Annotated in this window: 13 protein-coding genes and 2 tRNA genes; 12 read left to right on the forward strand and 3 right to left on the reverse strand. The window is 42.2% G+C overall.

Features of this window, described 5'->3' with window-relative positions; genetic code table 11:
* Window positions 1–22 precede the first annotated feature (22 nt).
* From tldD to VHE99_04905, 6 genes are all read left to right on the forward strand, one after another.
* Window positions 23–1,462 (forward strand): metalloprotease TldD, encoded by a 1,440-nt coding sequence (gene tldD, locus VHE99_04880; protein ID HVV68356.1) that lies wholly within the window; start codon window positions 23–25, stop codon window positions 1,460–1,462.
* Window positions 1,463–1,661: 199 nt separating this feature from the next.
* Window positions 1,662–1,955 (forward strand): HU family DNA-binding protein, encoded by a 294-nt coding sequence (locus VHE99_04885; protein HVV68357.1) that lies wholly within the window; start codon window positions 1,662–1,664, stop codon window positions 1,953–1,955.
* A gap of 84 nt (window positions 1,956–2,039) precedes the next feature.
* Window positions 2,040–2,115, forward strand: a tRNA-Val gene (locus VHE99_04890).
* Between the two features lie 5 nt (window positions 2,116–2,120).
* Window positions 2,121–2,197: transfer RNA gene (locus tag VHE99_04895), tRNA-Asp, on the forward strand.
* Between the two features lie 119 nt (window positions 2,198–2,316).
* On the forward strand, window positions 2,317–4,236 hold the full coding sequence (locus VHE99_04900; protein ID HVV68358.1) for a SurA N-terminal domain-containing protein: 1,920 nt from the start codon (window positions 2,317–2,319) through the stop codon (window positions 4,234–4,236).
* Window positions 4,233–5,423, forward strand: a complete 1,191-nt coding sequence (locus VHE99_04905; GenBank protein HVV68359.1) for a glycine C-acetyltransferase — start codon at window positions 4,233–4,235, stop codon at window positions 5,421–5,423. Before VHE99_04900 ends, VHE99_04905 begins: the two co-directional genes overlap by 4 nt.
* Window positions 5,424–5,655: 232 nt before the next feature.
* On the opposite strand, the gene VHE99_04910 is transcribed toward VHE99_04905, so the two are convergent.
* Window positions 5,656–5,958, reverse strand: coding sequence for a BolA family protein (locus tag VHE99_04910; protein ID HVV68360.1), 303 nt, complete (start codon window positions 5,956–5,958; stop codon window positions 5,656–5,658).
* Window positions 5,948–6,541 carry a septation protein A gene (locus VHE99_04915; protein HVV68361.1) on the reverse strand — a complete coding sequence of 198 codons (594 nt, stop codon included), beginning with the start codon at window positions 6,539–6,541 and terminating at the stop codon, window positions 5,948–5,950. Before VHE99_04915 ends, VHE99_04910 begins: the two co-directional genes overlap by 11 nt.
* Window positions 6,542–6,678: 137 nt before the next feature.
* Between VHE99_04915 and VHE99_04920 the strand changes: the two genes are divergently transcribed.
* The 5 genes from VHE99_04920 (at window position 6,679) to VHE99_04940 (ending at window position 10,874) form a co-directional block, all read left to right on the forward strand.
* Window positions 6,679–7,299 carry an L-threonylcarbamoyladenylate synthase gene (locus VHE99_04920; GenBank protein ID HVV68362.1) on the forward strand — a complete coding sequence of 207 codons (621 nt, stop codon included), beginning with the start codon at window positions 6,679–6,681 and terminating at the stop codon, window positions 7,297–7,299.
* A 212-nt stretch (window positions 7,300–7,511) separates the two neighbouring features.
* Window positions 7,512–8,468 (forward strand): DNA polymerase III subunit delta', encoded by a 957-nt coding sequence (locus VHE99_04925; GenBank protein HVV68363.1) that lies wholly within the window; start codon window positions 7,512–7,514, stop codon window positions 8,466–8,468.
* A gap of 153 nt (window positions 8,469–8,621) precedes the next feature.
* The gene (locus VHE99_04930) at window positions 8,622–9,224 is read left to right on the forward strand and encodes a DUF924 family protein (protein ID HVV68364.1); all 603 of its coding nucleotides are present in this window, start codon (window positions 8,622–8,624) and stop codon (window positions 9,222–9,224) included.
* A gap of 116 nt (window positions 9,225–9,340) precedes the next feature.
* Complete coding sequence (gene nagZ / locus VHE99_04935; GenBank protein ID HVV68365.1) at window positions 9,341–10,291, forward strand: beta-N-acetylhexosaminidase; 951 nt, start codon at window positions 9,341–9,343, stop codon at window positions 10,289–10,291.
* 22 nt (window positions 10,292–10,313) lie between these two features.
* Entirely contained in the window at window positions 10,314–10,874 is a 561-nt protein-coding gene (locus tag VHE99_04940) for a hypoxanthine-guanine phosphoribosyltransferase (protein HVV68366.1), read from the forward strand.
* A 72-nt stretch (window positions 10,875–10,946) separates the two neighbouring features.
* Here the strand turns inward: VHE99_04940 and VHE99_04945 are convergent, their stop codons facing one another.
* Entirely contained in the window at window positions 10,947–11,093 is a 147-nt protein-coding gene (locus tag VHE99_04945; protein HVV68367.1) for a hypothetical protein, read from the reverse strand.
* A 395-nt stretch (window positions 11,094–11,488) separates the two neighbouring features.
* Between VHE99_04945 and recA the strand changes: the two genes are divergently transcribed.
* On the forward strand, window positions 11,489–12,526 hold the full coding sequence (gene recA / locus VHE99_04950; GenBank protein ID HVV68368.1) for a recombinase RecA: 1,038 nt from the start codon (window positions 11,489–11,491) through the stop codon (window positions 12,524–12,526).
* The last annotated feature ends 6 nt before the right edge of the window (window positions 12,527–12,532 follow it).

A 12,532-nucleotide genomic window follows, 5' to 3' on the forward strand; every position in this document is an offset into this window, starting at 1 on the left:
TATTATGTACGGGAAGAATTAAATGAACCCATCAATCAAAATAGCCCATGATGCATTATTGTCCCCATCAGGTCTTACCGAAAATTCACTAGATAATATTCTGGGAAAGTTATTGGGTAAAAACATTGACTATGCTGACCTCTACTTGCAGACGGCGCATCATGAATCTTGGTTATTAGAAGATAGTTTAGTCAAACATGGTAGTTTTAATATCGATTGTGGTATGGGGTTAAGAGCCATCTCAGGTGAAAAAACCGGTTTTGCTTATTCTGATGATTTACAGCTGACTGCTCTAGAACAAGCAGCTGGAGCTGCGCGCAGCATAGCTCAGCAGGGTGGTTATCAGCGAGTGCTCAGCCATAGTTCTGTTGTTAATAAACAATTATACGGTTTATTAAATCCACTGGGCACGCTTTCAGAGCAAGAAAAACTACAGCTTCTGCATCAGGTAGATGCCGAAGCGCGACGTCTAGATCCTCGCGTAGTGCAAGTCAATGCCAATCTTGCGGGTAGTTATGAGGTTATCTTAATTATAGGCAGCGATGGCACCTATAATGCCGATGTGAGACCCTTAGTTCGTTTGAATGTCAGTGTGATTGTCGAGAATCAGGGGCGACGTGAACAGGGCTTTGCCGGTGGTGGTGGACGTTTGGGTTATGCTTGTTTCACAGAAAATCAAACCGCATTAGAGTATGCGCGTGAGGCGGTGCGCCTGGCGTTGGTTAACCTTGAAGCTAAAGATGCACCTGCAGGGGAGTTCCCAGTGGTATTGGGTTCTGGCTGGCCGGGTGTTTTATTACATGAAGCAGTAGGTCATGGCTTAGAAGGTGATTTTAATCGCCGTGAAACTTCGGTGTTTTCCGGTCGCATAGGTGAGCGTGTGGCGGCGCCTGGCTGTACGGTGGTTGATGATGGCACTTTGCCAGGGCGACGCGGCTCTTTAAACATTGATGATGAAGGTACACCAACCCAAAAAAATATATTAATTGAAAATGGCATATTGAAAGGCTACTTGCAAGATAAGCACAATGCCCGCCTAATGGGTGGGGTATCAACGGGTAATGGTCGGCGTGAATCTTACGCACATTTGCCTATGCCGCGCATGACGAATACCTATATGCTACCTGGAAACTACCTACCCGAAGAAATCATCGCTTCAGTAGAAAAAGGCATCTATGCAGTCAATTTTGCTGGTGGCCAAGTCGATATTACTTCAGGAAAATTTGTATTTACCACTAGTGAAGCCTATATGATCGAAAATGGGAAAATTGCTTATCCAGTCAAAGGTGCAACTTTAATAGGCAATGGCCCTGATGTATTAACTCGGGTGAGTATGGTTGGCAATGACCTGAAATTGGATTCTGGAATAGGAGTTTGCGGCAAAGAGGGACAAAGTGTGCCAGTGGGTGTAGGCCAACCTACGCTTCGAGTCGATGCGTTAACGGTGGGGGGGACTCGCTAGTAAAGATATTCCTTCATTCATCCTTGACAGGGCGATCACGCTGTTGGTATAACATGCGCTCTGTATCCTACTGCTCTAGATTTTACGCATAACTGTATGTGAAATAATCAATTCCAAAATCTGAGATGAAGGGTATAAAATCCGGTGGGCAGATTGGGATGCCCAAAATTATAAATAGGAAATATTAAGAGGGAATACTATGACTGAAAGAAAAAGCAAAGCTGATTTAATAAATGCTATTGCATCAACTACAGGTCTAACTAAAGCTGTTATAGCTGAAGTGCTTGATGCGAAAATCGATACTATCACCAAATGGGTTGCTACAGGTCACGAAGTTGTATTCGTTGGTTTTGGAACCTTTGGTTCCTCTAAAAGAGCGGCACGTACGGGTCGAAATCCTCAAACAGGTGCTACGATAAAGATTCCTGCAGCAAAATTACCGAAATTTAGAGCAGGTAAAGCATTTAAAGATGCGGTTAACCAACATAAATAAAACGAAAGTAGTGAGTAATCAAGATCCTAAGTAACTACTTACCCCTTTTCAAGGGGGCAAGTAGTTACTTAGGATCAAAGTCTCGGGTGCTTAGCTCAGCTGGGAGAGCATCGCCCTTACAAGGCGAGGGTCGTAGGTTCGATCCCTACAGCACCCACCAATTTAGGAGTGGTAGTTCAGTTGGTTAGAATACCGGCCTGTCACGCCGGGGGTCGCGGGTTCGAGTCCCGTCCACTCCGCCAATTCTCCTTAGTCTTTGAAATTCTTATCATATCCAAGCTCAAACATTCGTTATCTTGTGATTTAATCGCGGGATATCAGGCTCCATTGCATTCAAGACTGCCAAATTAAAGGTGATTCCATGTTACAAAATTTAAGGGAACATACCCAAGGTTGGATCGCAACTGTTATTGCGCTTATTCTTTGTGTGGCATTTGCGCTGTGGGGAATTCAATACTATCTTTCTGGCAATAATACGCATAATGCTATTGCCAAAGTCAATGGAGAAGAAATAACCCAACAGCAGTTTAATTCAGCCTATAAATTGCTTAGACAACAGCTGCACTTGGGAGAGGAATCATCTACTTCACTCGATCAGGCAGAGCAGACGCAATTAAAATCCACCGCTTTGCAAGGATTAATTTCCCAAGTTGTGTTGGCCAATGCTGCTACTCGTAATGGTTTCCGAATTAGCAATAATCAGATGAGTGCGATTATTGCAGCGGTGCCTTTTTTCCAGATGAACGGCCAATTTGTACCCACTTTATTTCAGCGTTTTGTTGACGAGTTTTATTCTTCGGAGCAAGCTTTTGTAAATGATCTTAAACAGAAAGCCTTGGTTCTCCAGGTGAAAAGTGGCATAACCGCAACGGCTTTCGCCTTACCGAGTGAAATTAACAATGCCCTGATATTGGCCAATCAAAAACGCGATATCGCTTGGCTTATTTTGCCGCAAACATTTTTTCTTAAAAATGTAAAAGTTTCAGATGCTGATGTTCAAGCTTATTATGCCTCACATAAACAAAATTTTATGACAAATGAGCAGCTTAGTATTCAATATATTGAATTGTCTGGTGACCAAGTTAGCAAAAAAATTCCAGTAACCGAACAGGAAATACAGCAATATTATCAAGATAATAAAGCAACTTTTACGAGTCCTACACAATGGCAGATTGCGCATATTACCGTCAAATTACCTGAGAATGCTGATCCAAAAGCGCTGAGTGCTGCTCAAACTAAAATTAATTCTATTGCCCAGCAAATTCAATCAGGACAAGATTTTGCTAAGATGGCTCTGCAATTTTCTGATGACAAAGCCACTGCAATTAGTGGTGGTGTAGTCGGCTGGGTCAGCAGCGCTCAACAGACACCACAAATGGCAAAAGTGGTGCAAACCTTATCACCTGGTCAGGTGTCTGCACCTTTTAAGACAGCGGATGGATTTGAATTAATTAAATTATTGGCCGTAAAAAAAGGTGAAGCACTGCCGTTAGAAGCTGCTCGCACGCAGGTAGAAAACACTTTGCGCCGACAAAAAGCCGAACAACTCTTGGCTGACCAAAGCGATCAGTTAGCAAATTTAACCTATACGAATCCCGATACTTTGAAAGTAGCAGCAGATGCTCTGGGATTGCCTATACAGACCAGTGAATTATTTACGAGAAAAGGCAGTGACTCCGGCTTAACCGCGAATCCAAAAATAGTCAATGCGGCGTTTAGCGACAATGTACTAAAGCAGCATAATAACAGTGATGTCATTACTGTGGACAGCCAGACATTAGTCGTCTTAAGAGTGGCGCAACATAAACCACCTATGGTACGTCCACTAGCGGAAGTCCAAGCGAGCATTAGAAATGATCTTACGGCTGAATTTGCCCGCAAAGCTGCAATGCAGGCTGGCGAAAAAATTATTCAGGATTTGCAGCAAGGAATTCCAAAAGACCAAATAGCCTTACCGCAGGGTCTAACCTTTACGCAAAAAACTGCAATCACTCGCAAGACCACAGATATGCCAGCTGAAATTTTACAGCTTGCATTTAGTTTGCCAGCTATGAAACATGACAAACCCTCTATTGGTGGTCAGTCTTTAAGTAATGGTGACTTTGCAGTGGTCATGATAAATAAGATTTTACCTGGTGTCTCTTCGCAGGCTGATCCCAAGGAACGCCAATTACTGCAACAGGATATAGAAAATCATCTGGGCGCATTGGATTATTATTTATATACGACCCAACAGATGCACGCGGCTAAGATCAAATATGAGGAGGATCCCCAAGTATGAAGCCGTTTTTTCAATATCTACAAAAGCAACTGGCTGACATTAAAGCAGCAGGTCTCTATAAAGAAGAAAGAATCATTACCTCACCCCAACGTGCCGCAATCAACGTGATGAATGGTAAAGAGGTGATTAATTTCTGCGCCAATAACTACTTGGGTCTGTCAGATCATCCTGCATTAATAGTGGCTGGGAAAATTGCTTTAGATCAATATGGCTACGGCATGTCTTCGGTGCGTTTTATTTGCGGTACGCAATCAGTGCATAAAATGCTGGAGTCACAGTTAAGTGAGTTTCTAGGTACTGAAGACACCATTCTTTATTCTTCTTGCTTTGACGCGAATGGTGGTTTATTTGAAACCTTGCTGAGTGAAGAAGATGCAGTGATTAGTGATAGTCTGAATCATGCCAGTATTATTGATGGTATTCGGCTGTGTAAGGCCAAACGTTTTCGTTATGCTAATAATGATATGGTGGATTTAGAGCGTCAGTTGCAGGCAGCGAGTCAGAATCGTTTTCGCTTAATTGCTACCGATGGTGTATTTTCCATGGATGGTATTATTGCGAATTTAGCAAAAATTTGTGATTTGGCCGATCAATATGATGCGTTGGTAATGGTAGATGATTCACATGCTGTGGGTTTTGTGGGTGAGAAAGGTCGCGGCACACCTGAATATTGGAATGTCATTGATCGGGTGGATATCATTACCGGGACTTTAGGTAAAGCTTTAGGTGGTGCCTCTGGCGGTTACACCAGTGGCAGAAAGCCTGTTATTGATTTGTTGCGGCAACGTTCCCGACCTTATTTGTTTTCTAATGCTTTAGCACCAATGATTACAGCTGTATCCCTCGAAGTGTTAAAAATGCTGCAAAGTGGTGATGAATTACGCAAACGCTTGCGAGAGAATAGTAGGTATTTCCGCCAAGAGATGCAAAAACTAGGTTTTAATCTGGTGCCTGGCGATCATCCGATTATTCCGGTAATGCTGGGTGATGCAAAACTTTCAGGGGCTATGGCGGAACGTTTGCTAGAAGAAGGTATTTATGTCATCAGTTTTTCTTATCCTGTTGTCCCTCAAGGACAAGCGCGGATTCGCACGCAAATGTCTGCTGCGCATGAACCCCAACATTTGGATAAAGCGATTGCTGCTTTTGCGAAAGTAGGCCGGGAATTAGGGGTGATTCCTCTTTAGGTAATTCTCAACAGCCAAAATGTAGTATTTTGTTATTTTACCGAAATATTTAATTTGTTTGTAGATATAGAGAAATATTAAAAAATAGATAAATGACAAATCATGAAAAAATTCAAATATGGGGTGGAATTATTAGGGGCTTATTTTGAGAATTTTCTTCGGATGATTTCTTTCTTTGAAAGTCACATAGATTTTGGAAGGAATTCTATGGGCCGGCCAACCTGAGCCTTTTTCAACCATCGCTCAAGTTTTTTTCGCAATCAGTTGAATGATTCCTGACCAAATATATCTTCAACGCATGTATTTCACCCCCCATTAAATCAGCTAAAGCGCTGTAAATTAATCGATGGCAGGAAATATCACTTTGGTTGTTGAATTGAGGGCTGCTAATGGAAACTTTAAAATGTCCTGCACCGTTTTGTGCGCCTGGATGTTCTTTGTGAAAATGACTTTCATCGACAACTTCAAGATAAGTTGGTGACAAATCGCGCTGTAAGCGGTCAGTAATCGATTGTAAACGTTGCTCAGAAATCATGAGAATTTGGATTTTTTATAGTATTAGGCTTAGGGAGTTTTTGTGGCGTATTGTTTTTTGTATCCATATATTTGGTCATATAAATAGCTTGTATGACCATAAATACTAGCGTAAGTCCCAAAGTGCCAAATAATTTGAAATTGACCCAGGCATTGGTGCTGAAGTGATACAATACATAAATATTTGCAATACCCATGAGCACAAAGAATAGAATCCAGCTAACATTTAGACGCTGCCAAACATTACGTGGTAAACTCAGCTTGCTATCTAAAAGGCGTTGAATCAGTGGTTTTTTGCCGATGAATTGGCTGGAAAGAAATGCTAAGGCAAATACCCAATATATCGCAGTAGGTTTCCACTTGATAAATAAATCATTGTGTAGCAGCAAGGTACTGCCGCCTAATAAAACAACGGTCACCAGGGTAATAATATGCAGGCTTTCAAAACGGCGGTGTTTTAGCCAGTATATGCCAACTTGCAGTAGGGAGGCGAGCATGGTGGTGGCTGTGGCGATATAGATTCCGAAAAATTTAAACGCGATAAAAAACAAAAAAATAGGGAAAAAATCAAATAAAAGCTTCATTAGTATGCGGTTTCCGTCTTAAGTAATATTTAATGTAATTATACCATAATTTATAGGGTTATGGACAATTTAACAGGTATTTTGTAGTTTATAAATCCTAAGACATATATCAAAATTTAATAAAAATTGGAGCTTCAATGACTCAATTGCTGCACATTCATCCAACCCATCCGCAAGCGCGCTTAATTAATCAGGTTGTTGCTGTACTTCAACAGGGTGGGGTCATTGCATATCCTACGGATTCTGCCTATGCTTTAGGTTGTCATTTGGGGGATAAAAATGCGCTAGAACGCATAAAAAAGCTGCGAGAATTGGATAAAAATCATAATTTTACCCTGGTATGCCAAAATTTATCGGAAATTGGCACTTATGCTCAGGTGAGTAATTCTATTTTCCGTCTGCTCAAAGCGAATACCCCGGGTGCTTATACCTTTATATTGCCTGCGAGCCAGGAAGTACCTAGGCGTTTACAGCACCCTAAGCGTAAAACCATCGGGCTGCGTGTGCCAGATAACACGATTGCCTTGGAAATTTTGAAAGCACTCAATGAGCCCTTGATGAGCGTGACATTAATATTACCGGGAGACGCCATTCCTTTATTTGACCCGGAGACCATATTGGAACGTTTGCAAGGGCAGGTTGATTTGATTGTCGATGGTGGTTATTGCGAAATTGAGCCAACAACCGTTGTCGATCTGGTTGAAGGCGTTGCGAAAATCATCAGAGTAGGCAAGGGCGATCCTGCACCATTTCAGTAGTTTACGTCATAAAGTTAAAGTTGATTTGGAGTATGGTTTGTAAATTTCAGCCAATGCAGGAAGTAGCAAAACGGTCAGATTTTTCCAAGATCGCCCCTAAAACTTTTGTAAAAAAGCGGAGCATACACGGAGTATGTGAGCATTTTTTACAAAAGTTTTAGGGGCGATCTTGGGAAAATATGACCGTTTCAATCCTGTGGTAAAGAGTTAATATGATTTATCCTTGGCAACAAAAACAATGGCAGCATATGCAGCTGCAATTACAAAATCATAAGCTGCCGCATGCCTTATTGCTAGCAGGTCCAGAAGGATTGGGTAAGCGGGCTTTTGCAGAGGCATTTGCTGCTTATCTGTTATGTGATAATCGTCAGGAGACGGCTTGCGGTGTATGTCGTCACTGTCAGTTATTTAATGCGCATACTCACCCGGATTGGTTAGAGCTATCACCAGCAGCAGAAGGCAAAATTATCAAAGTAGAACAAATACGCGAATTAGTAGCAGAATTGGCACAAACTGCTCAGCAAGCTAGTTATCAAGTGATTATGATTAATCCAGCAGAAGCGATGAATAGCGCAGCTGCTAATGCTTTGCTTAAAAATCTAGAAGAACCACAAGGTTTAGTTGTATTTTTGCTAATTAGCCATCAACCTTCTGCGATACCGGCCACCATTCTCAGCCGCTGCCAACGTATCAATTTCACCGCTCCCGATATAGCCCTTAGCCGCTCTTGGTTGCAGCAACAGTTGCCTCCCCATCAAAATGCTGAAGTATTGCTAAAATTAGCTGAAAATATGCCACTTAGGGCATTATCTTTTGCCGAAAATGGTTGGGTAGCAGTTTATGATAAAATTTTGCAGCAGCTGATGCAGCTAAGTCTAGGGGTTGGTGATCCTTTGTTTTTAGCAGCCAATTGTCAAGATGAGGATTTTGCGCGCATTTATTCTATCATGTGGACAGTGCTTTTCGATTTGATTTGTGCAAAATCAATGCGCCATGGTCAGTCTGCGAATGAACTAACAAAAATAAGTGATAGAACAACTTTTTCCGCACTATTTACATTGCTGGACAAGCTGATGGAAATGAAGAAACTTCTAGAAAACAAAATTAACTTAAATATGCAATTAGCTTATGAAAAATTATTTATTGAATGGTCGCAAATTTTTAATTAGTCGCTGCCAAAAATGTCGTGCCAGCAACTAATTAGTACTGAAATTAATGCTGGGTTTTGGCTCGCATTTTAGATCGGGGTAAGTTAGAGTATTCAAAAACAAAAAGTTGTCACTACATAACTTATTACGCAAGTCACCATTATAGGAAATTATATGGACAGAATTGATGCTGTATTGCACTACTGGTTTGGGCACGTTGAAGAAACTTCCTTGCCTTCTGAACATCGTACCTGGGTTTGGTTTAGTGGCGACCCAGTGGTTGATGCGGAAATCAAAGAACAATTTCAGGAAGATTTTGACAAGGTAGTCAGTGGCGAACATGCTGATTGGGAAAATACCCCGCGGGGAAATTTGGCGCTTATTATCTTTCTCGATCAATTCTCACGCCGTATACATAGAGATACCATGAAAGCTTATGCTCAAGATGCAAAGGCCTTGGATCTCTGTTTAAGAGGCATAGAAACTCAGCATGACCATATGCTGAGTCTGATGGAGCGGGCATTCTTTTATTTTCCCTTGATGCATTCAGAAAGCGCTGAAATGCAATCTCTATCCCTACGCGCTTATGAAATGTTGTTGTCACTCTCATTTCCTGAGGTGCGCCCGGCATTTGAGAAATTTCTGGATCATGCCATTCGCCACCATGAAATCATTTCCCGCTTCGGGCGTTTTCCTTATCGTAATAAAATATTAGGCAGAGTTTCCACGCCAGCTGAAGAAGAGTTTCTAAAAAATGCTGGTACATTATTCGAGTGAATATATACCCATTGCACTCTAAGAAGCCAAAAAAATCTGCCAGACTCTCTGGATCCCGCGGGACGACGCAGTGGGAGGTTAATTGACAACAGACCCTAACTTTCAGGAGATATAAAATGCGTATTGGCAGTGTCATGATTGACCTGGAAGGCACACATTTAACACCAAAAGAGCAGGAGTATCTTACTAACCCGCAAGTTGGCGGTGTTATTTTCTTTACACGCAATTATGAAAACCGCGTGCAGTTACAACGCCTGATTGAAAGTATCCGCGCGTTGCGGGATCCAATATTAATAGCAGTTGACCAGGAAGGTGGTCAGGTACAGCGGTTTCGTAAAGATTTTACCTTGTTACCTGCATTAGCTGAACTTGGAGATGTCTATCAACAGAATCCACAACAGGCGCTATCCCAGGCGGAATATTTTGGACATCTTATGGCGTTGGAGCTTTTAGAACTGGGTCTCGATATGAGTTTAGCCCCGGTTTTAGATCTGAATCGTAATATCAGCGCTATGATAGGTCGGCGAAGTTTTCATAACACTGTAGCGGGTGTGGTTGCATTAGCTAAGGCATACATTCAAGGAATGCATACAGCTGGTATGGTGGCTACAGGTAAGCATTTTCCAGGACATGGCGGTGTGGTGGCTGACTCCCATTTGACTATGCCGGTGGACACCCGTGATTTTTCAGCACTCTATCAAGAAGATATGCAACCTTTTATACAACTAAAAGACCTGTTATGGGGTATTATGCCAGCCCACGTGCATTATTCAGCGATTGATGAAAATCCAGCGGGATTCTCACCTTTCTGGCTGCAAAAAATACTGCGTAATCAATTAGGTTTCGATGGTGTTATCATCAGCGATGATCTAACCATGGGAGGCGCTAAAGAAGCTGGAGGTTCTTATCTAAATCGAGCCCGCAAGGCATTAGCAGCTGGATGCGATATGGTTATTGTCTGCAATAATCCTGCTGGAACTCACGAAATATTAACGGGTTTATCTCATGAACTTAGCCCTGATTCCGAGCGTCGTTTGTTAAAAGGCAGGTCTAAAAAAATTATTTAGCTACAAAAGGAGAAATGATACTGTGCAATTGCCCAATGATATACAAACTGTCTTTAAAACTTCTACTTGCCTTCATACCCGCACTGCAGTCGAAGCCGCCTTAGATAACATGGCAGCTGAAATGAATCAGCGTTTAGCGGCGACTAACCCAATATTTGTATGTATTTTGGTTGGTGGAATTATCCCTTTAGGAAATTTATTGCCACGTCTGGATTTTCCTTTGGAAGTAGATTATGCCCATGCAACCCGTTACCAGGGTAAGACCAGAGGCAGTGATTTAAAATGGCAAGCTAAGCCGCAAAAAGATTTAAAAGGCAGAACAGTGATTGTCGTAGATGATATTCTAGATACAGGCCTGACGTTACAGGCAGTGATTGATTATTGTTGGCAGCAAGGTGCACAAAATGTTTACAGCGCGGTTCTGGTTGATAAAAGTGAGGCTCGCGAACCTGGGGGGTTAGCGACTGCTGATTTTGTTGGCTTAAAGGTAGAAAACCTTTATGTTTTCGGTTATGGCTTGGATTATAAGGAATATTTGCGAAATGCGCGCGGCATATATGCAGTAGCACCTGAATATGAGTAAAAGATAATCATGGTAATCAAAAAGAGGGATTGCAGTTTAGAAAGATCACAACCCCTCTTTTTACACACAGCCTTAACTTGAGGTGGTGGTTGTGGTAGTGGTGCTGCTGCTTTCAGGTGTAACAGTAGTGGTGGTGCTGGTTTCTTTAGGCTTACATGCTGTGAGACCTGCAGCCAATGCTACTGTTGCTAATAAAGCAATAATCAATCTTTTTGACATATAGACTCCCTGGTGATTGTTGTGAATATTTTAATCCTCTTATGCGGTCGCCGAGAGGACAACTTCCCGCAGCCACATATGTTTATACTAAAGTCGCAGGTAAGTAAAGTCAAGTTTGCCGGCTTCTACCTTAAGGACACCTCTAGAAATTGATCTTTTCGCTCAATACGGCGTTGGATTAGATTTTAAAATCTAATCCGCCTTTTCTTGAGCGAAAATCTCTAATTTCTAGAGGTGCCCTTAAGTGGCGGCCAAAGTTTGTCAGAGAAAAATTTATCCAACAGGTATAACTTCTTGTACAAATGTATGAAATAATACATTCGTTGAAATTATTTTTAAACGGGATGTATCCCTTCATAGTAAAAGTTAAATTTAGCCAACTACGAGGAAACAAGATGGACGATCAAAAAAAGAAAGCGCTAAGCGCTGCATTAGGTCAGATTGAACGCCAGTTTGGTAAAGGTTCTGTCATGCGCATGGGTGACGCCGGTGTCGTACGAGATATTGAAAGCATTTCTACAGGTTCCTTGGGATTGGATATCGCTTTAGGAATAGGTGGCTTGCCCAAAGGTCGGGTTATAGAGATTTTTGGGCCAGAGTCTTCAGGTAAAACCACCTTAACGCTACAAGTCATCGCGCAATGTCAAAAAGCCGGCGGCACTGCTGCCTTTGTTGATGCCGAACATGCATTGGATGCTCAATATGCGCAGAAGCTGGGTGTTAATGTAGATGAATTATTGGTTTCGCAGCCCGATACTGGAGAACAGGCCTTAGAAATTACAGATATGCTGGTACGCTCAGGCGCCGTAGATGTAGTCGTTATCGACTCTGTGGCTGCTTTGACACCACGTGCTGAAATTGAAGGTGAAATGGGTGACCAGCATATGGGTTTACAGGCGCGCTTAATGTCACAAGCCTTGCGTAAATTGACGGCTAATATCAAACGCTCTAATACACTGGTGATTTTCATTAACCAGATCCGCATGAAAATAGGAGTCATGTTCGGTAACCCAGAAACCACCACCGGTGGTAATGCCTTGAAATTTTATGCCTCAGTGCGTCTAGATATACGTCGTACGGGTGCTATCAAACGTGGCGATGAGATATTAGGTAGTGAAACTCGGGTTAAGGTAGTCAAAAACAAAGTTGCTCCTCCGTTCAAGCAGACTGATTTTGATATTCTGTATGGTCAAGGTATTTCTCGCGAAGGAGAAATCGTTGAGTTGGGAGTGGCGCAAGGTTTGGTTGATAAATCAGGTACATGGTACAGCTATGGTGACAAACGGGTCGGTCAAGGTAAAGAAAATGCTTGCCAATTTTTGCGCGAACATCCTGAGATTGCTGCAGAGATTGAAGCACAGATCCGCGCTAAATTGCTGCAGCCGGTTTTAAGATCTGCAGAGGCTGTGGAATTGGCGGAGGAGGAGGTTTAGTACTGA

The organism is Gammaproteobacteria bacterium, from assembly GCA_035546635.1.
Taxonomy (GTDB): domain Bacteria; phylum Pseudomonadota; class Gammaproteobacteria; order JAURND01; family JAURND01; genus DASZWJ01.